The organism is Saccharopolyspora sp. MMCC62 (assembly GCF_057736575.1).
Window position 1 is genome coordinate 24,262 of the sequence record NZ_JBYKCM010000019.1, and the last position, 21,528, is coordinate 45,789.

A 21,528-nucleotide genomic window follows, 5' to 3' on the forward strand; every position below is an offset into this window, starting at 1 on the left:
GCTGCTCCCCGTCGAGCGCCCTCCCGGCACGGCATCCGATTGCACGCAATGCGCGCCCGGACCGACAGGGCCGAGAGTCCCGGAGCGGTGTCCGGTCCCACCGCGCGCCGCCGCAGAGCCCGTCAGGTCCGGGCGCGCACCACCATCACCGGGCAGGCGGCGTGGTGCAGCAAGGCACGGCTGGTCGAACCGAGCAGGAGACCGCGGAAGCCGCCGCGCCCGCGGCCGCCCACCACGACCAGACCGGCCCGCTTCGCCTGGGACAGCAGCACGTCCCGCGGCTCACCCCGCTCTTCGACCCACTGGAGGTCCACCTCCGGATGCCGCCGCCGCCACTCCTCGACGTGTTCGCCGGCGCGATCGGCACCGGCGGACGCCCGGCGGTGCTGCTCCACCGCGTGTGCGGCCACCAGCGGTGCCCCCGTGCTCGCGGCGCGCTCGAACGCCGCGTCCAGCGCCAGATCGGCAGCCGGGCTCCCGTCGACGGCGGCCACCACCGGACCGGTCGCATCCGGATCACCCCGCACGACCACCACCCGGCCGCGAGCGCGAGTCGCCACCCCCGTGGCCACGGATCCCAGCAGCATTCCGGAGAACCCGCCGAGACCCGCCTCCCCCACCACGACCTCGTCCGCCTGCTCCGCCATCTCCGCGAGGACCGGTACCGGCGGCTGGTTGGTGACCGCCGTCGTGATCCGGATGTCCGGAGCCGCCGCCCGCACCACCTCGGCAGCCGCGCCCAGGCACTCGCGGGCGTTGCCGTCGATCCCCTCGTAGTAGCACTGCACCGGATACGCACCGGGCAGCACCGGGGTGACCCCGCCCAGCGCGCACACCAGGTGCACCGGAAGGTTCCGGCGGCGTGCGCCTACCGCCGCCCATCCCGCCGCGAGCTCGGCGGTCCGGGAACCGTCGATCCCGACCACCACCGCTCCCCGCACGTCGTTCATCCGCTCTACCTCCCCTGTGCGGGACACCGGTCCCGGCAACCGGGGTCCGGCACTCCAGAGTGGCCGAGGGAAACCGGAACCGGCCGGTCCGGCCACCCCGTGGAGCGGGAACGACAGCCGGACCCGCCGAAGGCGGGCGCCCGCCTTCCGCCGCGGAGAGCCGAACGTCCCTGCCGCGTCCGGGGGGTTTCGGTACATCCTGGACGCGGAGCTCAGCAGGACGGAACTCAGGTGGTGCGGCGTGGAAGGACACCAGCACGACGTCCGCGACCGCGAGCGGACGTCGTCGGCGCCGGGCGCGGGCGCCCCGCAGAAGACTCGGCCCAGCATCGACGGCGCACCCGCTTGCCCGGATTTCGGGATCACTGAGCACTTCCCGGACCACTGCCTCCCGCCTTCCCGCGTGGCGCCGCGGCACCCGGTGCTCCTCGCGGTGCGCACCTCTTCTGCCGACGCCGCGGTGCTCGTCCGGGACCGGCCCGCTCGGGTGCGGCGGAACGCACCGGCCAGGACCCGGTCGACCTTCGACACCACGCTGCGCCGAGGCGCGGCTGGGCGCACCCACCGGCGAGGGCACGCGCGCCGCCCGGTCGAGCACGCTCGCAGCACGGCAACCGGCCCCGGGAGCGAGGAGCGGTCCAGGTGATGGAGGAGCAGAACTCTCGCGCGCACGTGTGGAGCGCCGCCGAGCGCGAAGTGCTGGACGCCGCGGTCGAAGCCGCTCCGTCCGTGCACAACGCACGGCCCTGGACGTTCGCGGTGCGCGGGCACGTGGCCGAGCTGCGCCCGCACCCGGTCGACCTGCTCGACGAGCACGACCCGCTGGGGCGCGACCGGGAGCTCTCGATGGGCACGGCGCTGACCAACCTCCTGCTGGCGGTGGAACACCTCGGGCTGGTCCCGGACGTGCACGACGTGGCGGAACCCGGATGCGACCAAGTGATCACGACCGTCACCGCAACCCGCCAGGCCCATCCGGCGCAGGAGGCCGAACGCCGCTTCGCCGCCATCGAGCACCGGCGCAGCCACCGGGGTCCCTTCCCGGGCCGCAGGCTGACGGCGGCCGAACGCACCTCGCTGCGGGCGGCAGCCGAACTCCCTCCCGGCGGAACGCACTGGATCGCGGAGACGGCCCAGGCGCACGCGGTGGCGCGCTCGCTCGGCTACGCGGCGCGGGTCATGCGGGACGACGACGTGTACCAGCGGGAGCTGGCCCACTGGATCGTGCACGAGGGCTCCGTCGGCGGTCCGCCTCCGGAATCCGGCATTGCGGAGAGTTCCCTGGGCCGACGCGGACTTCCCGCCGTCGGCTTGGTGACCGACCGCACCAAGCTCCCCGACGAAGCCCTGTTGGCGGCACGCCTGGAGCACGACTCGGTGCTCGTGCTCTGCAGCGCCGGGGACACCGGCGACGAGCACAAGCGGATCGGCCGAGCGCTGGAACTCGTCTGGTTGGAGGCGACCTCGCGCGGGATCGCCGCCTCGGTGATGACTCAACCGCTCCGGTTGCGCGAAGTGCGCACAGCACTCGCCGACGAACTGGAACTGGGCGGGTTCCCGCACGTCCTGATGCGCTTCGGCCACGAGACCTGACAGGTGGCTCGCGGAGCTCCGCCACGGCATCGTTCCGCGGAAGCAGGAGCGGGTACCGGACGTGGGCGTTGACGCCCGCGGGCGGCGACCGCACTACGTTCGGAGCGTCGCGGTCCAGCAGGAGCCCGGCGACGGAGAGCGCGGTGGTGAGCACCGCGGACATCGCCGCGACCCCCACGACCGTCCATCCAGGACACTCCCTCGCGGATGCCGCGCACCGGACTTGCGCTCACGCTCCGCCTCACACCGGCGGTCATCGCGCGTTCTCTCCCGGCGAGGTCGGCCGCCGGCGGCGTTCGGGGAGCAGATCACGGGCACACCCGCTCGGCGGACCGATCGGCCCTGGCCCCGCGTTCACCCGAGGTCGCCGGCCAGGATCGCCCGAGCGCGGCTGATCTCCTCTTCGGCGTGCGTGCCGAGATCCGTGGACGGCAGTGCGCCGATTTCTCCGCGGAGCAGTCCGACGTCCTTGAGCAGGAGGTCGACCTGGACGTCGGCGAAGTGCTCGCCCATCCAACTCGCGCCGGAAGAAGCGCGGATCACGTCGAGGAAGTCACCGGCGGGAATTCCGTGACGGCTCGCCAGCGTGAGCACGTGCGCGGTGGAGAGCAGGTTGTACGTGCCCAGGGTGTTGTTGAGGAGCTTCATCACCGCCGCCGTGCCGTAGGCGCCCATGCGGAACACCGACACCCCCGAGCTCTCGGCCGACGCACCTACCGCCGAGCGGATTCACCTCCTGCACCGTCGAGCACGCCGTTGCTGGATCCCTTGACTTCGGAGGTTTCCGATGCCCCATTCTCGATCTTGAGCGGCTCACCGGGGAACTGTCCCCCGCGTGGACCGGATATCTGCGCGACTGCGCGCTGCGTTCCGGTAACCCGGGCAGCGTTCGCGCATCGCACCGTCCCACGACGTGATGTGCCGATGACTCAGATCAATCCCTGCGCGCGGCCCTCCCGGGAAATGGCACGGACGATCGCCGGAACAGGCGGAAGAATCCGCGCACCTGCTCGACCAGCGACTCCGGCTGCTCCAGCGCGGCGAAGTGGCCGCCGTGCGGCAGCTCCTCGAACCAGCGCAGGTCGGTGAACCGCAGCTCGGCCTCCCGCCTCGACGGGCGGGTGATGTCGCGCGGGTAGACCGACAGCCCGGATGGCGCGGTCACCTCGTCCCGGAAGTGGGCGAAGCTCTCCCAGTACAGGCGCGCCGACGACGTGGCCGACGCGGTGAACCAGTAGGCCGAGATCTCGTCGAGGATCGTCTGCCGCGACAACGCGTCCTCGGGGTGCCCGTCGTTGTCCGTCCACGCCCAGAACTTCTCCGCGATCCAGGCGGCCTGCCCGGCCGGGGAATCGGTGAGGCCGTAGCCGAGCGTCTGCGGTCGGGTCGCCTGGATCGCCGAGTACCCCCGGCCGGTGCGCCGCATCTCCTCCTCCGCCTCGAGATTCGCCAACTCCGCAGGCGTGGGGTCGTCGAACGCGCCCGCCGCCACGGATCCCAGGTTCAGGTGCACGCCGGCGACCCGCTCAGGTGCCACCTCGCCCAACGCGGCGGACACCGCCGAACCCCAGTCACCGCCCTGCGCGCCGTACCGTTCGTAACCCAGCGAGACCATCAACGCGTCCCAGGCGCGCGCGGTGCGGGTGACGCCCCACCCGGTCGTCGAAGGCTTGTCGCTCCAGCCGTAGCCGGGCAACGACGGCGCGACCACGTGGAACGCGTCCGCCGGGTCACCGCCGTGCGCGCGCGGGTCGGTCAGCGGGCCGAGGACGTCCAGGAACTCCAGCACCGAACCCGGCCAGCCGTGCGTGAGCACGAGCGGGAACGCGTCCGGCTCCGGCGAGCGGACGTGCAGGAAGTGGATGCCCAGCCCGTCGATCGTGTCGCGGTACTGCGGGAACGCGTTCAGCCGCTCGGCGAACCCGAAGTCGTAGTCCTCGGCCCAGCTGCGGCAGAGCTCCTGCGCGTACGCCAGCGGCACACCCTGCGACCAGTCGTCCACCGGCTCGCGCTCGGGCCACCGCGTCCGTCGCAATCGTGCACGCAGGTCCGCGATCTCGGCTTCGGTGATGCTGACCTCGAACGGCTCGGCGGACATGGCGAACTCTCCTCACTGGTCAACGCGTTGTCGGATCAGCTGCGGCCTGCGCACGGCCGCGGCCTTGGAAGCGGGGACAGGGCTTCGAACACTGCCGACTGCTCCGCCGGTGCTCGGACACGTCATCGCCCCACGAACCCGCTCGGTTCATGGTGCGATGCGTGAACACCACGTGTCCGGGTGCTTTGGGCGAGCGGCGGGCTCCGGGGGCTGCACGGCATCGTCCGGTTCACTTCACGCATGCCGGCCGTTGCCGCCACCGCGGGCCGCGTGAGCGTCCGGCTCGCAGTGGGCCGGGCCGGTGAGCTCGACTCGCCGCCGTAGGACTTCATGGGCTGCTCCGGGAAGGTTCTGGCGTGCGAGCCGGCGCTGCTCGGCTTGCTCGACCCCGTCGAGGACAGCGGCAGCGCGATCTTCGTGACACCGTCCGCCAGGTTCGTCGCGGCGGTGAACAGGACCAGCCACGGTGTTGCGCCCGCCGACATCGCGCGGCGGAGGACCGGTTGGCGGCACCTCCTCGGGACGACTCGCGATCTGGTCGGTCATGCCGTGCACCTCCGAGCAACCAGCAAAAGCTCTTTGATGGATACTACGACCTTGAGCGCAGGCTTCACCGGATCGCTTCTCGGTTCCGCCCAGCCGGCGACTCGGCCTACCCGGTCGTGATCACCGGCTGAGGGCGATCTCGTGGGCCGGCACTCGACAGGCCTCGATGCGGCTCCGGCCACCCGTCGCGCCTGCGGGACCGGCTGAACCTCGGCCCGGGCCCGGACTCCGACCTCAGCCGCTCGTCACCGCGACCACGCCCGAGTCAGGCCGTCGCGCAGCTCAGCCAGCGCCGCGGGTCCGAGCTCGTCCTCCAGAACCCGTTCCAGGTCGCGCAGGATTCCGGAGGCGACGTCCCGACGACGACACCCCGCGTCGGTGAGTCCGATGAGGGCACTGCGCGGAAAACCGGACCCCGGCGTGCTCGTCAGCAGACCTTCGCCGAGCAGTTGCTTGACGGCACGATGCATCGTCTGGCGGGTGACACCCGCACGACGCGCGAGTTCGGCGGTGCTCAGCGGCGTGTCGCGGTCCAGGTGCGCGAGCACGGCCGCGTGCGCGGGCGTGATGGGGTCCACTCCCGCGGCCTCCAGGCGCTCCAGCAGCTCGTCGGAGAACCACCGGACTCCGCGTTGCAGGAGTGCGAGCAGGGGCGGATTCGGTCCCGCGTGCTCTTCAGCGCTCATCGTCGGCGGGCCTCGCATTCGTGGGCTAGCATCAGTGTCAGCATAGCTTACACAGGAGTGGGATACATGACGAATCGCGATGTCGACGTCCTCGTCGCGGGGGCCGGCCCCGTCGGACTCACGGCGGCACTGCAGCTGGCCCGGTGGGGAGTGTCGGTGCGCCTGGTGGATGCCGCACCCGGTCCGGCCACGACCAGCAGGGCCCTGGGCACGCACGCCCGCAGCCTGGAGATCTACGACCAGCTCGGAATCCTCGGGGACATCGCCCCGCACGGGACGAGGGTCAACGCGTTCATCCGCCACCAGGGCGACCGCGCGTCCCGGGTCGACTTCGACTTCGGCGACTTGGCGACGCGATTCCCGTACATGTTCAACGTGGATCAGGTGATCACCGAACGCGTGCTGCGCGGGCATGCCGCTTTGGCCGGGGTCGAGGCGGAGTGGAACACCAGGCTGGAGTCGTTCCACTCCGACGAGGACGGCGTCACGGCGGTGTTGCGCAGAGGTGATGACTCCGGCGCGGAGCCCGACGCGGTGCGCGCGCGCTACCTGTGGGGCTGCGACGGCGGGCGCTCGACCGTCCGCAAGGCGCTCCAGCTGCCGCTGACCGGCGAGAGCACGCACACCTGGCTGATCGCCGACGCGATCGTGCGCACCGGCCCGGAACGGGACGGCGTCCACTGGCTGTTCCCGGGCGGCGGCCCGCTGATGCTGTTCCCGTTCCCGGAACCCGGCAAGTGGCGGCTGCTGGACACGACCGGCGAAGGCGAGCCCGACGATCCCGGAGAGCTCGCCCGGCGGTTCAGCACCAAGTTGTCCCGGGTTCTGGGACGCGAGACGAGCGTCGACATCCCCAGCTGGGCCTCGAAGTTCACCATCCAGCAACGTGCGGTACCAGCGATGCGCGCCGGGCGGTGCTTCGTGTCGGGGGACGCCGCCCACGTCCATTCCCCAGCGTCCGGGCAGGGGCTCAACACCGGCATCCAGGACGCGTACAACCTCGCGTGGAAGTTGGCCATGGTCGTCCGAGGCGACGCCGACGCCACCCTCCTCGACTCCTACGACGCGGAGCGCGTTCCCATCGGCCAAGCCCTGCTCGCCTCCACCGGGGAGGTCATGAACACCGCCATGGCCGACACCGCCACCAGCGGTACCCGGGACTCCGATCACGGCTTCATGCTCCGACTCATCCGGAACATGTCGGGTCTCGCCATCGCCTACCCGGACAGCCCGCTGACGGTACCGGGCGACGAGTCGGGGGCGGGTCCGCGGCCCGGCGAACGGCTCACCCAGATCTCGGCCGCCGATGCTCACTCAGCAGGCTGGACGGCGCTGCGCGCGCGGCTCCGAACCCCGGCCTGGCACCTGCTCGTCTTCGCCGGGGATGCCGGCACCACCGGCCGGGATCGCGTCGTCCCGGAGGGACTCCCGGACTGGCTGGACGCGGTGCCGATCAGCCGCTCCCGGCCGGATGCGGCCGACCGCGGCGTGCGGGATCCCGACGGCGCGGTCCAGAACGCGCTCGCCGCGGCCGACGGGGACTGGATCCTGGTACGCCCCGACGGGTACCTCAGCGCTCGCGGCACCGGGGACGACGGTCTCCGCGCCGCCCTGGAGCGGTTGACCGACCTGCACGCGCGGGGGTCGTCCGGTGCGTGATCGACCGGGCGACGCCCGCACCACCGGCGATCTCCCACGCCTCCGGTTCGCGGGCACCGAACTCCTGCGCTGAACGCCGCTCAGGTCCGGCAGCCGCCGCGACGGCGCACGGGGCCGGAAGAGAGTGCGGAATCCGGTCGTGCGGGTGCTGCGGGCGGCGCCGATGTCCGGCCCGAACGCCCCGTTTCCGTGCTGGGAGCGGCGAGGCCGTCGGGCCGTCGGGCCGTCGGGGCGTCGGGGCGTCGGAGCGTCGACCAACGGCAGGCCGAGCCTCGGCGATGCGATCCGGTGCAGCGGTATCGGGAACTCGGGCGGCCTCGGACAACGGAGTCCGCTGCACCGGCGCCGCAACCGACCGCCCGCAGCTCGGCGGATCCTGCGCAGCTCGGCGCCCGACTTCGGGTGTCGCTGCGAGCGCGGTGGCCGCCCACCTCGCTCCTGCCTGGGCCGCTGGACGGAACCGCGTGTGGACGACAGTGTGGGAGCACTGGCGGAGATCCACGAGCAGGAGGAGTCGAGGGTGCGATTCGGCGTGAACATTCTGAACTTCGGGGCGGAGACGGACCCGTCGTCGCTGCTCGGATGGGCCCGGTACGCGGAGGATCGCGGGTTCGGCTTCGCGATGATCTCCGACCACGTCGCGATCACGCCGGACGCGGCCGAGCCGTACCCGGCGCCGTTCTACGACCCGTTCACCACGCTCGCCTGACTCGCCGCGCAGACCGAGCGGATCCAGCTCGGCACGACGGTCGCGATCGTGCCGTACCGCCATCCGCTGCACACGGCGCGCGTGACCGCGAACATCGACCGGTTCAGCGGTGGCCGGTTCCTGTTCGGGGCGGGGATCGGGTGGGCGCGCCAGGAGTTCGAGGCGCTGGGGCTGCCGTTCGAGCGCCGCGGCCGGATGACCGACGAGTACCTGGAGGTCCTGACCCGGGCGTGGGTCGAGGAAACGCTGTCGTTCCACGGCGAGTTCGTGTCCTTCGACGACGTGTCCACCGGTCCGCTCCCGGCCACCCCTCCCCCGCTGTGGGTGGGCGGCAACGGGCACGCGGCGATCCGGCGGGCGGTGCGGTTCGGCGACGCGTGGCACCCGTACAACCAGCGGGTCCCGTGGCTGCGCGACGAGGGCGTCCCGGCGCTGCGCCGGGCCGCTGCGGACGCGGGTCGTGCGGTGCCCGGCTTCGCGCCGCGACTTCCCTTGCTGCTCAACGATTCCGAGCTGGACGAGGACACCCGGGCGGCCGGGCAGGGCACGCTCGACCAGGTCCGCCGGGACCTCGACGGGCTCGCGGAGCTCGGTGCGACGCACGTCCTGTTCGACACCTATCCCGGCGCTCCGGACGAGCGGCGCTCGCAGGCGGCGGACCAGCGGATGCTCGACCGGCTCGCCGCGCACATCCTCGACTGATCGCGCGGCGGGTGGGCCCCGGGCCGCGGACCGGGGCCCACGACGGCCGAATCGTGGGACGTGCTCCCGTCGATCGTGATCCACCCGAGCACCGGTCCGGTGCCGTCGCCGATCGGGCGGTCCTCCGCGCTGATCATGACGTCAGCGGTGCCGCTCGGCCGCACCGGGCTCACCGGCGTGTACGGAGTTTTTTCATCGCTCGGAGGCTTTTGTTCATCAATCGACGGAACTCGCCTAGCTTGGCCACTTCGGGGGCACCCCTGCCGGAAGCCGAGTCCAGCTGGTTCTCACTCTCCGCTGTCACCCACTCGAGGTCCTTCCAGTATTCGAGCGCCTCGGCGTCGAAGAGGTGCAGGTATTCCTTCTGCAGAAGCGCGGTGTCAGCCCTCCCCGGAATGTGCTCCTTAGTGCTGACGCCGTGATGTTCTCTGACGAACAGCCGCAGTGTCCTCTCGACGAAATCAGGACCGGAAATGTGCGCAGCCAGGTCCTTGAGTTTTTCGTCGAACCCTTCTTCCCCAACTAGTGTCCGCACTTCTTCGAGTCGCCGCGGCAGGCCATCGAGAACCGACCGGATGAACTGTGAGTTCGGCGCCGCCTGGATGAAGTTGTTGTTGAGCAGCCCGTCCGCGTACTTTTTGGTCGCCGCCTTGCGTTGGTCCTCCGGCGTGAGCTCCCGCTGGGATTCCTGCTCGCCAAGCCTGAGCGCCTTGTTCACGCTGTTCCTGTCGCGCAGCGTAGGAGCCAGCAGCGGCAGTTCCTCCAAGCGCTGGCGCATCTCGGGCGCGGCGGCGAGGTTCACCCCACCCGGTCCGATGTCGACATCGACGTAGGCGCCGCCGTACTCCAGCAGCAGGGCGTACCGCAGGATGTCCGAGGACAGGTTCGCCGCACCGTTCTCCTTCGCACGGTCGTACAGCGCGAGGTTCTCCGGGACGGTGTTGCGTTCGACGGTCTCGCGAGCGCCGGTGCGCATTTGCAGCTGTCCTTGGAATTCGCTCTCCAGTTCTGGAACCCACCCCGAAGACTCGGTCCACAGGTTCAGGGTCCAGCCACTTCCCTCGGCCCGCCGCCCCCATGCCTTCAGATTCTCGATCACGGCTTCACCCGGCTTTTTTCCCAACCAGATGAAGTGCATCTGCTTCGGCACCGGCACGTGCCCGGCCGGATTCGGTCCGGCCGTGCGACTCCACTCTTCCTCCAGCAGGTGTGCCTGATCTTGCTGCTTCTTCGCCCGAAGCCGAGCGAGCAGGAGGCGGTATCGGTCCGGACGTCCTGCTGTCGCCAGATACCGCACATATTCGAGCTGCAGCTCAACGTCGTCCGAGTACAGCTCGCGCCCCTCGTGATCGCGCAGGTTGAGCAAGTCTCCCCGGGCCGGCGGCGTCGATGACCGCACCGGCTCGGACTCTTCGTCGGACGCGAGCAGCTGCACCGTCGCCGCATTTCCGACCGTACGCTGCAGAAGCCCTACGTCCTGAACGGTTCGGGCGGTCGGGTGGCCGGCGCGGCGCTGTTGATCCGGTCGCCGTGCTGCGGCGTGGCGGGCGGGCGTCGAGGCTGGCTGCTTCGGCTCACGTGGTGCGTGCACGTTCGTCCTCCTCTCGACGCCGATCTCGAAGACTTTGCCCGCAGTCGTTCTTCCGAACACGGGGTCGGGCGGGCTGAGCTCTGCGCCCGGAGTCGCGATGATGGGCGCCGTTCGGAAACCCGTTCCTTCCGGCCGTGCGCCCATCCGCCGCGCAGTTCATCGCGACGACCGTCCCAAGTGGACGGGGAGCTCGCGGTGGCCGTTGGAGATGAAGGACGGGACGGGTCGCAGGTCCGCCGCCGGGATCGCGAGCGCCAGGTCCGGGTAGCGGGCGAACAGGGCGGGGAGCGCGAGGGCCGATTCCAGCCGGGCCAGCGACGAGCCGAGGCAGAAGTGCGTGCCGTGGCCGAAGGTCAGGTGTTCCTTGTCTTCGCGGGTGATGTCGAAGCCGTCGAGGTCCTGGCCGGGCCGCGGGCACCGGTTGGCGCTGCCGAACGCGGCCAGGACCGGGTCACCGGCGCGGATCGTCACGTCGTCGACCGCGATGTCCTCGACGGCGTAGCGCAGCGGCATCACCGAGATCGGCGGCTGCCAGCGCAGGGCCTCCTCGATCACGTCGTCCCAGCCCCGCTCGCCGGACCGGACCCGCGCGAGCTGGTCGGGATGGGTGAGCAGGGCGGCGATCGCGTGGTCGAGGTGGTTGGAGGTCGTCTCGTGCCCGGCACCGACGACCAGGAGCAGCGTGTCGACCAGTTCTTCGGCGGAGAGCCGCGAATCGTTCTCGTCGCGGATCGCGATCAGCGCGCTCGTGAGGTCGTCCCCCGGAGCCCGCCGCCTCGCCTCGACGAGCTCCGCGAACACCTTCCGCCCGTCCGCGAAAGCAGCGGCGTCGGCGCCGGATTCGGCCGTGGTGGAGACGAAGATCTCGGTGATGCGCCGCAGCTCCGCGCGCGGCTCGCCGTCGGGCACGCCGACCAGCCGGCAGATCACCTCGATGGGCAGCGGGTAGCAGAACCGCGCGCGGAGATCGACGACCTCCGCGCCCGCCTCGGCTACCTCGTCGAGGAGTTCCGCGACGAGCCGTTCGATCCACGGGCGCATCGACTCGACGCGGCGGGCCGTGAAGGCCTTCGACACCAGCGAGCGCAACCGGCGGTGCTCGGCACCGTAGGCGGTGAGCATGTCCTGCCGGGCGATCCAGGCCACCATCGACCACTCCGCGGAGACCGCACCGCTGATCCACGCCGGCCAGTGCCGGTACGGGTCCTTCGACACCCGCGGATCGGTCAGCAACCGCCGCAGCACCACCGGATCCGACACCGACCAGGCGACGACGTCCCCCGGTAGCAGCACCTGCGCGACCGGGCCCCGCTCGCGCACCCGCGCGGCTTCGGCGTGGATGTCGGTCGCATCCGGATCGAGCACGTACGGCTCGGGCGTCCGCATCGGCAGGCCCCTCTCATCACGGCGGGTGATCAACGGTGCTCCCCAACTGTCTTGCGGTGCGCGCCCGAGCGTCAGCCACCGAACGAGTCACCTCGTCGCATCACGCGGACGGCGCAGCTCTCGGCAACGCGTCCTTCCTGCCGGAAACCCTTGGGCGGCGGGCGTTCTCGGGCGGACGGGGACGACGATTCGTGGCTCGTTCCGCGCCGTCGGGCGTTCCGACGGAATCCCGGCTTCGCTCGGGGAGCTGCACCACGTCCCGGCATCGGGTCGGGCTCGCCGAGTCGGTTCCGGGTTCCGAGCACCGACCGGCGCGGGTCGTCCGGGGCGGTCGTCGGCGGTTCGCCGGTGAACCGGGCGGCGGGGCGAGCGCCTCGACCCCCGTCTCGGTACCGACCTCGGCTGGGCGACCCCGCCCTCGTCGGAGCGGTGGAGCACGTCTTCGCGCAGGTCATCCGGGTGACGGTCTCGGCCGATCAGGTGGCCACCCCCTCGTCCCCGGAGCACGTCAAGACCGGTCGGTGCGGCCCACATAAAAGCAACGTACAGTTGCTTTAGTAGTTCAATCAGGAGGAGGCACGATGAAGATCCTGGTCAGCGGCGCGGGAGTGGCGGGGCTGTGCGCGGGCATCGACCTGGCGCGCGTCGGGCACGAGGTGGAGGTCGTCGAGCGGTCGGACCACCTGTGCGTCAACGGCTCCCCCATCGACGTGCGCGGCGAAGCGCTCGACACGGCCGAGCGGATGGGCATCCTGGACGCGGTGCGCGAACGGCGGATCACGATGACCGAGCGGACGACGTTCGTCGACCGGTCCGGTGCGCCGGTCGCCTCCCTGGCGGTGCAGGAGATCAACGAGACCGACGATGACGTCGAACTCCCCCGCGAGGACCTCATGGACGTCCTGCGGCAGGCGTTGCCGGAGCAGGTCGACCTGCGGTTCGAGGAGTCCATCGCGACGCTGGTCGACGACGGGGATCGGGTCGCCGTCACGTTCGCCTCCGGCCGTGCGGCGAGCTACGACGTCGTCGTCGGCGCCGACGGGGTGCACTCCGCGGTGCGCAGGCTGGTGTTCGGCCCGGAGGAGCGGTTCACCGAGCCGCTCGGCGTGTACGTCGCGATCGGGGCCGCTCCCGGCCACGCGGCGTCCGGCGACGCGCGCGTGACGGAGATCCTCAACCTGCCGGGGCGCTTCGCGGGGGTGGCCCGCTACCGCGACGAGGCGCTGGCGATCTTCGAGTTCCGGTCCGACCCGATCGACCACGACCACCATGACCTGGCCGCCCAGCGACGCATCCTGGCCGAGGCCTTCGCCGGGGTCGAGGACTGGAAGGTCCCCGAACTGATCGAGGCCGCCCGGCACGACCCCGAGCTCTACTTCGACGCGATCGCCCAGATCCACCTGCCGAGCTGGCACCGGGGACGGGTCGTGCTGATCGGCGACGCCGCGCACTGCGCGACTCCGATGGCCGGACGCGGCACTTCGCTGGCCCTGCTCGGGGCGTGGCTGCTCGCCGACGAGCTCGGCAGGCACGGCGACGACCTGGAGGCGGCCTTCACCGCCTACGAGCGGCGGCAGCGCCCGCACGCGACGGCGGCTCAGGAGTTCGCGCGCGGCGGGGCGAACCTCGTCGTCCCCGCCAGCTGGGAGGCCATCGAGGCGCGCAACGCGCGGTTGCGCGCGGCGCAGCCGCTGTAGGCTGCCGCCCGTGGCCGAGGAGGGACGTTCGCGCGCACCGGTCCGCCGCCCTGGCGGGCGAACCGCCCGGGTGCGGCGCCGGGTCCTGGAGGCGGCCGCCGAGCTGATCGCCCGCGACGGGATCGGCGGACTGCGCTACGACCAGGTCGCCGAGCTCGCCGAGGTGAACAAGACCAGCGTCTACCGCAATTGGCCCGACCGCGACGCGCTGGTCGCCGACGCGCTCGCCACCTTCGGAGCCGATGCCGCGCCCCTGCACGATTCCGGCGACGTCGAGGCCGACCTCGCCGACTTCCTCGAATCCCTCGCCGCCGCCACCGCGAGCCCGCAAGGGCGGGCGCTGCTGAACGTGGTCGCCTCGGCTCGGGAGAACCCCGAACTGCGAGCCGTCGTCGACGAGGTCTTCGACCGACGCCTCAGCGTGCTCGGCCACCGCCTGGAGGTGGCGGTCGAACGCGGCGAGCTGCCCCCGGTCGAGAGCTCCTTCCTCGCCGAGCTGCTCGCCGGGCCCGTCCAGCTGTTCGTCACCCGCGGCGCCCGCGCGTTCACCCGTGCCGACGCCGTCCGGGTGATCACCGTGGTGCTCGCCGGCATCCGCGCCACCCACGGCACCTGAAGCCGGACACCGCGTGGCGTCGGCGGCGGCCGGTGCCGTGCTCGCGCGAGCCCGACCCACGACTCGCTGGGCGGCTCCGGACGAGCCGGCCCCGACGAGTGCCATCGGCCGTGGACGGTCGATCCACGACGGGAGGCCCCAGCTCCCCGCGGCAGGTGCCGCCGCACCTAGTCGGACGCCACTACCGCACCGATGCCGCGCTTGATCCGATCGGGCGCTCCGGCACCGGGAACACCCCGTGGGCGGGGGCGAACGCGGACGCGGGCACGCCGAAACCGGGACGCAGCGCCGACCGGGACAACCCCCGCAGACCGAGATCGAGAAGAACGCGGCCGCGGCCGGCGGCGTCAGGAACGGGCCGACCATCCGCACATTCCGAAGTTCGCGGAAGAGGACACGGCGTCGGTGGTCCCGTTCACCGGCCCGAACACGGCCGTCGGGCACAGCGCCGGCGCTCCGACCACGAGTCCCAGCAGCAGCGCGGCCGCCCCGGTCAGAACGACGGTCCGAACAGGACCGGGAAGGCGCCGAGCACGCGTTCACGCCGCCGAAGCTCAGCCGGACCAGGTCGAGCGGTGCCACCGTCCGGTCGGCCTCGGGGGATGCGTTCGTTCCCGTGTTGCTCGACCGCGGCGGGGAATGCGGGGCAGCGGCTCGGCCGACCATGCCGTCCTGCTAGGACACCTGGCGCGAGCGCCCGAAACGGGAAAATCGGCCCACCGCGGCGACCGCACTGCGCGGCCGTCGCGGAATCGGCACGAACCGCGCCGCTGCCCCGGACCGTTCGGCGCGGTGCACCGCTCGGCCTCACGCGTCGTTCGCGCTCGCCCGTTCCTGCTCCCCGGCGGCGACGGCGGGCCTGCGGGACCAGTAGCCGGCGACCAGCGAGCCGGAGATGTTGTGCCACACCGAGAAGATCGCCCCGGGCAACGCCGCGACCGGCGAGAAGTACGTCGACGCCAGGCTCGCCGCCAGACCGGAGTTCTGCATCCCCACCTCCAGCGCGATCGCCCGCCGCCCCGCCTCGTCGATCCCCGCCACCCGGGCGGCCACGTACCCCAGCCCGACACCGAGCACGTTGTGCAGCACGACCGCGAGCACCACGACCGGCCCCACGCTGAGCAGCTTGTCCGCACTGCCCGACACCACCGCGACCACCACACCGGTGATCCCGACCACCGAGACCAGCGGCAGCACCGGCAACGCCTTCGCCACCACCGGCCCCGCGACCCGACGCAGCACGAAGCCGAGCACCACCGGCACCAGCACGATCTGCAGGATCTCCACGACCAACGACCCCGGATCCACCGGCAGGTAGCTACCCGCCAGCCACAGCACCAGGAACGGCGTCACGATCGGCGCGACCAGAGTGGACACACTGCTCATCGCCACCGACAGCGCCGTATCCCCCCTCGCCAGGAACACCATCACGTTCGACGAAGTACCGCTCGGCGCACAACCGACCAGGATCACCCCGACCGCCAGCTCCGGGCTCAGCGGCAGCACCACCGTCAACAGCCAGGCGAGCAGCGGCATGATCACGAAGTGCGCGACCACCCCGATCGCGAACGCCACCGGACGACGCGCCACATAAGCGAAATCCCGCGGCTCCAACGTCATACCCATCCCCAGCATGATCACCGCCAGCAACCACGGCACCACCGAGGTCCACCCCGCGAACAAGCTCGGGAAGACCAGCGCGACCGCACCGGCCACCAGCACGATCAACGGGAACCAACGACCGACCAGCTGGCTGAATGCGCTCACGCGCGAACCCATCGTTCCTCCACCCCGGGCGACCCCGGCCGCTCCTCCGATGCCACGGTCGATGCCGCGTGGCGAGGCGAAGCTACCCCACGTCGGTCACCGATCTCCAAACCGCGGGATCGGCGCGGCACCCGCGGCACGGGGCGTGCACCACCCGGTGCGCAGCGTGTCCGGAGAGCCGACGTGGCGGGAGGTCAGCTCCCCGGCGCGGCGTCGCGGGTCGGGGCCGGCGACCGTGGCGGGTTCGCGGGGGGCAGGGTGATGACCTGGCCCGCGTAGGACAGGCCCGCGCCGAAGCCGAACAGCAGGACGGGCCCGCCGGCGCCGAACTCGCCGTGCGCGCGCATCCGGGACAGCGCCACCGGGATGGTCGCGGCGATGGTGTTGCCGGCGTCGATCACGTCCGTGGCGGTGCGGATCTCGTCCAGGCCGAGCTTGCGCACGAACGAGTCGACGATCCGCAGGTTGGCCTGGTGCGGGACGAACCCGACGAGGTCGCCCAGTTCGAGACCGGCGCGGGCGCAGACCTCGCGGACCAGGTCGTCGAGCCCGGTGGCCCAGCGGAACACCGAGCGGCCCTCCTGACGCAGCACCCGCTGCTGCGGGTCGATCGAGATGAGCTCGCCCTGCTCACCGATGCTGCCCCACAGCACCGGCCCGACGGCGGGCCGGTCGTGCGGGAGCACCACCACCGCGCCCGCCCCGTCGCCGAACAGGATGCCGGTGTTCCAGTCGTCCCAGTCGAGCCAGGCCGTCGCCTTGTCCGCCCCGACGACCAGGGCGCCGCGGCTGGTGCCCGCGCGGATCAGCGCGTCGGCGATGGCCAGCGCGTAGCAGAACCCCGAGCAGGCGGTGTTCACGTCGAACGCGGCCGGGTGGCCGAGACCGGCGCGCGCCGCGACCTGACCGGCGACGTTCGGGATGGCGGATTCGCCGGTCGAGGTCGCCACGATCACCGCGTCGATCCCGGCCCGGCCCTCGGCGTAGCGGGCGTCGGCGGCCAAAGCATCCAGCGCCGCCCGCGCGGCCGCGGTGGCCAGGTCCGCCACGGTCTCGTCCTCCGCCGCCATCCGGCGCTCGCGGATGCCGGTCCGGGACACGATCCACTGCTCGTCGACGCCGATCCGCTCGGCCACCTCGCCGGTCGTGACGACGGTCGCCGGCAGGTGATGCCCCAGCGCGACGACCTGGGACCCTGCGCTGCCACCGGGCATCTCCACGCTCCCCCTCCCCGCGGTCCCCGTCCGGGCACCGACCTCGACGAACACATCGTTCCCGCTCGCCCGGCCCGCGCCCGGTCACACGAGGAACCGAACCGCATCGTGGTCGGCGGCCTGGCGCGTGCAGGTCCGGGTCGAAGACCGCGATCCGACACCGATCGGAGAGGACGCGTTCGGCCGCAGGCCACGTATCGAGCGAACGGCGGCCGGACCCGGCGGCGGCGGACTTCGCGGGTCCGCCGCGCGCGGACCGACGACATGCGCGATTCGGCGTTCGACGGCATCGGATTTCCGGGACGAACCCGGCCGAGGGGCGTCGGCGTTCGCGTATCGTCCATAGTGGATTTCCGCGCGCCGCACGATTCGGTCCGCCGTGGGATGCGCGCGTGCCGCGGTGGACCCGGAAAGGATCGACATGTTCCACCTCGACCACCTCTGCCTCGGCGTTCGCGATCGGGACGCGGCCGTCCGCCGGATCGAGGAGGAGACGGGGCTGGCCCACTACGACGGTGGCGCGTTCGCCGGCGGCCTCGTGAACACGATCTTCCCGCTGGGCGGCGACGTCTACTTGGAGGTCGAGGCGGTGACGACGCCCGCGTCCGAGCAGGACCCGGCGGTCGCCTGGTTCGACCGGGCCGTCGCGGACGGGGACCGGTGGATGTTCTGGTGCCTGCGCGCCGACACCCTCGACGAGATGGAGCAGGTCGCCCGGCGGTTCGGCGGCGAGGTGGCGCGGCGTCCGGGGCGGGTCCAGCCCGACGGCACCCAGCGCATCATCACCACCGCCCCCGGTCCGGGCCGCGCGTTCGACACGTGCTGGCGCCGGGGGCTGCCGAACTGGTTCTACCGGGAGGACCCGGGCACCAACCCGGATCGCGGGACGACGGAGCGCGGTGATCGCGGGGTGGCCGTCACCCGGCTGGAGGTCGGCGGCGATGCCGCGGAACTGCGGGAGCACCTCGGCGCCCACACCTTCGACCGGCTGCCGCTGGTGGTCGTGCCCGGCCGCCCGGGCGTGCGCTCGGTGTCGGTGCGCACCGAATCCGGGCGCGAGGTGACGCTGCGCGGGGAGCCCGCCGAGCTGTAGCCGCCCGGGACGGCGACCGGCTCCGGCGCAGGCCGGCCGCGGCGGGTTTGCCCGCCCGGCCGGGCTGGGCACCCGAACGGGGAGACCAGGCCTCGGCGACAGCTGAACCGCCGAGCCGGGACGAGGACGCTCCGGCCCGTCACCGCGAGGAGGGACGTGCGGCGTCCGCGGCCCGCGAACGATGTCGGCGCGCCTGGTGCTCCACCGATATCCGCGCGGGGGAAAGAGAACCGCCATGGCACACTCGTACGATTCGCACGACGTGGAACGGCAGACCGACCCGCGGCAGGCGCGGCGGCAGCCCGGCTCCACCCGGACCGGCGGCCCGGAGCACGAGGCGCAGCACACCGGCTCCAGCCAGCTCGATCCGCGGCAGACCGAAACCGGGCGGCAACCGGACGAGGGCACCTCGTGGACGACGGGCACCCCCACCGACATGCCGCGTGCCAAGACGAGCCCGCTGGCCGTGTCCGGCCTGGTGCTCGGCCTGCTCGCCCTGCTCTGCGGGCTGAGCGGGGTGCTGGCGCCGCTGGCGATCGTGTTCGGGATCGTCGGCATCGTGCTCGGCATCATGGGGCGCAAGGACGGGATGCAGCGCCACCGCACCGGCAAGAGCGTGGCCACCGCGGGCCTGATCATGAGCATCATCGGGCTGGTCCTGGGCGTGCTGGCCGGGATCGCGTTCATCGTGGGCGCCATGAACCCGGACCTGTTCATCCCGGCCCAGCAGCAGTTCGGCGACATGATGACCCGGGTGCCGAGCTGATCCGCGGCCGCTCGCGGGCCGACCGGGCGGCCGGGCAGAATCCCGCGGGTGGCTGAGCTGACGTTGTCCGTGCTGGACACCTCGCCGATCGTGGCCGGGTCTTCGGCCGCGGAGGCGTTGCACCGGACGCTGGACCTGGCGGGGCTGGCCGATCGGCTCGGCTACCACCGGTACTGGGTTCCCGAGCACCACGGGATGCGCGGCGTCGCCTGCGCCGAACCCGCGGTGCTGGCGGGCGCCATCGCGGCCGGTACGTCGCGGTTGCGGGTCGGGGCGGGCGGGGTGTCGTTGCCGAACCACCCGCCGCTGCTGGTCGCCGAGCGGTGGGGCATGCTCGCCGCCCTGCACCCGGACCGGATCGACCTCGGGATCGGCCGGGCGCCCGGTGGCGCGCCGTCGATGGCCGCGGCGTTGCGGCGACCGCCGGAGGCGACGACGGCGGAGGCGCACGCCACCGCCGTCGCCGAACTGCTGTCCTGCTTCGCCCCCGGATCCCGGGCGGTGCCCGCGCGGGAGAACCGGCCGGAGATCTGGCTGCTGGGTTCTTCCGGGACCGGGGCGCGGCTGGCGGCCGAGCACGGGCTGCCGTGCGCGCACGCCTACCACCTCGATCCCGCCGGAGCCGCGGAAGCCGCTCGGGTCCACCGCGAGGCGTTCCGTCCTTCGGCACGCCCCGCGACGCTGGTCAGCGTGGCGGTGATCTGCGCCGGTACGGACGCCGAGGCCGAGTGGCTCGCCGGTTCGGTCCGGGCGAAGGCCCTCGGCCGCCGCCGCGGACGGCGCGTCCTGCTGCCGAGCCCGGACCGGGCCGCCGCGGACCTGGCCGGGCTCGACCGCGCCGAGGTCCTGGCCTGCTCTCCCGGTCTGGTCACGGGTTCGCCGGACACCGTGCGCCGCGAGCTCGCCGCCATCGCGGCCCGGACCGGGACCGGCGAGCTGATGATCACCACCCCGGTCCACGACCACGAGCTGCGGCGGCGCTCCTACGAACTCCTCGCCGACGCCGTGCGCTGACGCGCGCCGAGACCGCTCGCACGGCGGCCCGGCCTCACGCCGCCGCGCCCCGCATCCGCTCGGCGAACTCGCGCGCCGCCGCCAGGTCCCGCTCGTCCGGCCGCTCCCGGTGCAGGCCGCCGACCAGCCGCAACGGCGCCCAGGTGTCGAACGCGCGGCAGGAGAAGGTGCCGCGCACGTCGAAGCCGCGGTCCCCGAGCAGCCGGACCAGCGGCCGGGTGAACGGCAGCACCGGGAGCTCGGGGAAACCGCTGGTGGCGAACGCGAAAGCCCTCCCCCGCCCGCGTGGCAGCGCCCGCGCGAACCCGATCAGCTCCGGGTGCATCCGCCCGTGGAAGACGCCCGAGCCGAAGCCCACCAGGTCGGCGCGGGCGAGCACGTCCGGATCGGCCCGCTGCGGCGGGACGACCTCGGCGTCCAGCGCCCCGGCCATGGCCTCGGCGATCCGGCGCGTGTTGCCGTGCGACACCGACGTGCACACGATGACGGTCTTCTGCATCTCCCCGATCCCTCCTCGTTCCAGGAGGGGGACGGCGCGGGCACGCGAAGTGTGACAGCACGTCAGCCGGCCGCGCCGGGGACGACGCCCCTGGTCACCAGCGGACCGCGCGGAGGTAGTCGAAGCCGACGCGGGCGGTGCGCAGCGGATCGGTGGGCTGGTCGTGCTCGACGATGTACTCGCAGGCGGCCCGCGCGTGGTCGAAGATCGCCGGGAAGTCCATGGTCCCGGTGCCCGGGTCGGCCATCTCGCCGTCCGGGGCGCGGTCCTTGACGTGCAGCTGGCGGATGCGGTCGCGCTCGGCGTCGATCAGCGCGAGCACGTCCTGGCCCGCGTGCACCGCCCAGTACAGGTCGAGTTCGAAGTGGACGAACCTGCGATCGGTGCGTTCCCGCAGGACGTCGTAGGGCAGCACTCCGTCCACCGGGGCGAATTCGTGGTCGTGGTTGTGGTAGCCGAACCGCAGTCCGGCGGCGCGGCACTTCCGGCCCGCTTCGTTGAGCTCGTCGGCGAAGGCGCGCCAGCCGTCGGCGGTGTCGAACACGGCGTGCGGGACGACGACCTGGCGGTGGCCCAGCGTGTGGGCGTCCTCGATGAGCGCGTCCACGCCCTCGTCGAGGTCGGCGTGCCCGGAGGTGGCGCGCAGCCCGAGGTCGTCGAGGATCGTGCGGAACTCGGCGGCGGTGCGCCCGTGCAGGTCCGCCGTCTCGACGCTGCGGTAACCGAGGTCGGCGACCTGGCGGAGCGTGCCGGGGACGTCCTCGTCGAGCAGGGTGCGCAGCGTGTAGAGCTGGATGCTGATGGCCTCGTGCGGGATGCGGCCGCGCGGATGTCCGGCGGCCGCGGCGGCGGTGCTCGTCGCACCGGCCGCTCCGGCGGCGGCCAGCAGGGCGGTGGTGTGCAGCAGGGTTCTGCGGGTGAGCGGCATTGCTCGTCCTTTCG

General features: G+C 72.4%; 19 protein-coding genes and 1 pseudogene. 9 read left to right on the forward strand and 11 right to left on the reverse strand.

All coding sequences use genetic code 11. The features are described 5' to 3' along the window. Nucleotides 1-122: 122 nt before the first annotated feature. Nucleotides 123-950 carry a universal stress protein gene (locus AC29IT_RS28475; protein ID WP_488220745.1) on the reverse strand — a complete coding sequence of 276 codons (828 nt, stop codon included), beginning with the start codon at nucleotides 948-950 and terminating at the stop codon, nucleotides 123-125. Between the two features lie 645 nt (nucleotides 951-1,595). On the opposite strand from AC29IT_RS28475, the gene AC29IT_RS28480 reads away from it, so the two are divergent. Next, nucleotides 1,596-2,543: a nitroreductase family protein gene (locus AC29IT_RS28480; RefSeq protein ID WP_488220746.1), complete on the forward strand. Its 948-nt coding sequence runs from the start codon at nucleotides 1,596-1,598 to the stop codon at nucleotides 2,541-2,543. Between the two features lie 354 nt (nucleotides 2,544-2,897). On the opposite strand, the gene AC29IT_RS28485 is transcribed toward AC29IT_RS28480, so the two are convergent. The 4 genes from AC29IT_RS28485 to AC29IT_RS28500 form a co-directional block, all read right to left on the reverse strand. Next, on the reverse strand, nucleotides 2,898-3,218 hold the full coding sequence (locus tag AC29IT_RS28485) for an NAD-binding protein (RefSeq protein ID WP_488220747.1): 321 nt from the start codon (nucleotides 3,216-3,218) through the stop codon (nucleotides 2,898-2,900). 259 nt (nucleotides 3,219-3,477) lie between these two features. Next, complete coding sequence (locus AC29IT_RS28490; RefSeq protein WP_488220748.1) at nucleotides 3,478-4,641, reverse strand: epoxide hydrolase family protein; 1,164 nt, start codon at nucleotides 4,639-4,641, stop codon at nucleotides 3,478-3,480. 234 nt (nucleotides 4,642-4,875) lie between these two features. Further along, nucleotides 4,876-5,187, reverse strand: a complete 312-nt coding sequence (locus AC29IT_RS28495; protein WP_488220749.1) for a hypothetical protein — start codon at nucleotides 5,185-5,187, stop codon at nucleotides 4,876-4,878. Nucleotides 5,188-5,432: 245 nt separating this feature from the next. Then, complete coding sequence (locus tag AC29IT_RS28500; RefSeq protein WP_358446672.1) at nucleotides 5,433-5,873, reverse strand: MarR family winged helix-turn-helix transcriptional regulator; 441 nt, start codon at nucleotides 5,871-5,873, stop codon at nucleotides 5,433-5,435. A gap of 66 nt (nucleotides 5,874-5,939) precedes the next feature. On the opposite strand from AC29IT_RS28500, the gene AC29IT_RS28505 reads away from it, so the two are divergent. The 3 genes and pseudogenes from AC29IT_RS28505 to AC29IT_RS28515 form a co-directional block, all read left to right on the forward strand. Then, nucleotides 5,940-7,532: an FAD-dependent oxidoreductase gene (locus AC29IT_RS28505; RefSeq protein WP_488220750.1), complete on the forward strand. Its 1,593-nt coding sequence runs from the start codon at nucleotides 5,940-5,942 to the stop codon at nucleotides 7,530-7,532. A gap of 466 nt (nucleotides 7,533-7,998) precedes the next feature. After that, entirely contained in the window at nucleotides 7,999-8,241 is a 243-nt protein-coding gene (locus AC29IT_RS28510; protein WP_488220751.1) for a hypothetical protein, read from the forward strand. Nucleotides 8,242-8,253: 12 nt separating this feature from the next. Then, a pseudogene (locus AC29IT_RS28515) lies at nucleotides 8,254-8,943 on the forward strand (TIGR03619 family F420-dependent LLM class oxidoreductase); the annotation flags it as partial. Nucleotides 8,944-9,112: 169 nt separating this feature from the next. Here AC29IT_RS28515 and AC29IT_RS28520 read toward each other — a convergent pair. Further along, entirely contained in the window at nucleotides 9,113-10,534 is a 1,422-nt protein-coding gene (locus tag AC29IT_RS28520) for a glycosyltransferase (RefSeq protein WP_488220752.1), read from the reverse strand. A 156-nt stretch (nucleotides 10,535-10,690) separates the two neighbouring features. Then, a complete protein-coding gene (locus AC29IT_RS28525; RefSeq protein ID WP_488220753.1) occupies nucleotides 10,691-11,920 on the reverse strand; it encodes a cytochrome P450 family protein in 1,230 nt (409 codons plus the stop codon). A 581-nt stretch (nucleotides 11,921-12,501) separates the two neighbouring features. On the opposite strand from AC29IT_RS28525, the gene AC29IT_RS28530 reads away from it, so the two are divergent. Both AC29IT_RS28530 and AC29IT_RS28535 read left to right on the forward strand, forming a co-directional pair. Beyond that, complete coding sequence (locus tag AC29IT_RS28530; RefSeq protein ID WP_488220754.1) at nucleotides 12,502-13,617, forward strand: FAD-dependent monooxygenase; 1,116 nt, start codon at nucleotides 12,502-12,504, stop codon at nucleotides 13,615-13,617. A 10-nt stretch (nucleotides 13,618-13,627) separates the two neighbouring features. Next, nucleotides 13,628-14,233: a TetR/AcrR family transcriptional regulator gene (locus AC29IT_RS28535; RefSeq protein ID WP_488220755.1), complete on the forward strand. Its 606-nt coding sequence runs from the start codon at nucleotides 13,628-13,630 to the stop codon at nucleotides 14,231-14,233. An 807-nt stretch (nucleotides 14,234-15,040) separates the two neighbouring features. Here AC29IT_RS28535 and AC29IT_RS28540 read toward each other — a convergent pair. Together AC29IT_RS28540 and AC29IT_RS28545 are read right to left on the reverse strand one after the other, a co-directional pair. Next, on the reverse strand, nucleotides 15,041-16,000 hold the full coding sequence (locus AC29IT_RS28540) for a bile acid:sodium symporter family protein (RefSeq protein WP_488220756.1): 960 nt from the start codon (nucleotides 15,998-16,000) through the stop codon (nucleotides 15,041-15,043). 194 nt (nucleotides 16,001-16,194) lie between these two features. Beyond that, entirely contained in the window at nucleotides 16,195-17,214 is a 1,020-nt protein-coding gene (locus AC29IT_RS28545; protein WP_488220757.1) for a beta-ketoacyl-ACP synthase 3, read from the reverse strand. Nucleotides 17,215-17,635: 421 nt separating this feature from the next. Between AC29IT_RS28545 and AC29IT_RS28550 the strand changes: the two genes are divergently transcribed. From AC29IT_RS28550 to AC29IT_RS28560, 3 genes are all read left to right on the forward strand, one after another. After that, a complete protein-coding gene (locus tag AC29IT_RS28550; RefSeq protein ID WP_358446487.1) occupies nucleotides 17,636-18,307 on the forward strand; it encodes a VOC family protein in 672 nt (223 codons plus the stop codon). A 235-nt stretch (nucleotides 18,308-18,542) separates the two neighbouring features. Continuing rightward, nucleotides 18,543-19,073, forward strand: a complete 531-nt coding sequence (locus tag AC29IT_RS28555) for a DUF4190 domain-containing protein (protein WP_358446485.1) — start codon at nucleotides 18,543-18,545, stop codon at nucleotides 19,071-19,073. 48 nt (nucleotides 19,074-19,121) lie between these two features. Next, entirely contained in the window at nucleotides 19,122-20,087 is a 966-nt protein-coding gene (locus AC29IT_RS28560) for an LLM class flavin-dependent oxidoreductase (protein WP_488220758.1), read from the forward strand. 34 nt (nucleotides 20,088-20,121) lie between these two features. On the opposite strand, the gene AC29IT_RS28565 is transcribed toward AC29IT_RS28560, so the two are convergent. Continuing rightward, nucleotides 20,122-20,586, reverse strand: a complete 465-nt coding sequence (locus tag AC29IT_RS28565; RefSeq protein ID WP_488220759.1) for a flavodoxin family protein — start codon at nucleotides 20,584-20,586, stop codon at nucleotides 20,122-20,124. A gap of 94 nt (nucleotides 20,587-20,680) precedes the next feature. Beyond that, entirely contained in the window at nucleotides 20,681-21,514 is an 834-nt protein-coding gene (locus AC29IT_RS28570) for a sugar phosphate isomerase/epimerase family protein (RefSeq protein ID WP_488220760.1), read from the reverse strand. Nucleotides 21,515-21,528: the final 14 nt, after the last annotated feature.

What these genes read in the sequence shown, in the direction of transcription:
- AC29IT_RS28475 (WP_488220745.1), bottom strand. Translation starts at nt 950, where the DNA reads ATGAACGACGTGCGGGGAGCGGTGGTGGTCGGGATCGACGGTTCCCGG.
- AC29IT_RS28480 (WP_488220746.1), top strand. Translation starts at nt 1,596, where the DNA reads ATGGAGGAGCAGAACTCTCGCGCGCACGTGTGGAGCGCCGCCGAGCGC.
- AC29IT_RS28485 (WP_488220747.1), bottom strand. Translation starts at nt 3,218, where the DNA reads ATGGGCGCCTACGGCACGGCGGCGGTGATGAAGCTCCTCAACAACACC.
- AC29IT_RS28490 (WP_488220748.1), bottom strand. Translation starts at nt 4,641, where the DNA reads ATGTCCGCCGAGCCGTTCGAGGTCAGCATCACCGAAGCCGAGATCGCG.
- AC29IT_RS28495 (WP_488220749.1), bottom strand. Translation starts at nt 5,187, where the DNA reads ATGACCGACCAGATCGCGAGTCGTCCCGAGGAGGTGCCGCCAACCGGT.
- AC29IT_RS28500 (WP_358446672.1), bottom strand. Translation starts at nt 5,873, where the DNA reads ATGAGCGCTGAAGAGCACGCGGGACCGAATCCGCCCCTGCTCGCACTC.
- AC29IT_RS28505 (WP_488220750.1), top strand. Translation starts at nt 5,940, where the DNA reads ATGACGAATCGCGATGTCGACGTCCTCGTCGCGGGGGCCGGCCCCGTC.
- AC29IT_RS28525 (WP_488220753.1), bottom strand. Translation starts at nt 11,920, where the DNA reads ATGCGGACGCCCGAGCCGTACGTGCTCGATCCGGATGCGACCGACATC.
- AC29IT_RS28530 (WP_488220754.1), top strand. Translation starts at nt 12,502, where the DNA reads ATGAAGATCCTGGTCAGCGGCGCGGGAGTGGCGGGGCTGTGCGCGGGC.
- AC29IT_RS28545 (WP_488220757.1), bottom strand. Translation starts at nt 17,214, where the DNA reads ATGCCCGGTGGCAGCGCAGGGTCCCAGGTCGTCGCGCTGGGGCATCAC.
- AC29IT_RS28550 (WP_358446487.1), top strand. Translation starts at nt 17,636, where the DNA reads ATGTTCCACCTCGACCACCTCTGCCTCGGCGTTCGCGATCGGGACGCG.
- AC29IT_RS28555 (WP_358446485.1), top strand. Translation starts at nt 18,543, where the DNA reads ATGGCACACTCGTACGATTCGCACGACGTGGAACGGCAGACCGACCCG.
- AC29IT_RS28565 (WP_488220759.1), bottom strand. Translation starts at nt 20,586, where the DNA reads ATGCAGAAGACCGTCATCGTGTGCACGTCGGTGTCGCACGGCAACACG.
- AC29IT_RS28570 (WP_488220760.1), bottom strand. Translation starts at nt 21,514, where the DNA reads ATGCCGCTCACCCGCAGAACCCTGCTGCACACCACCGCCCTGCTGGCC.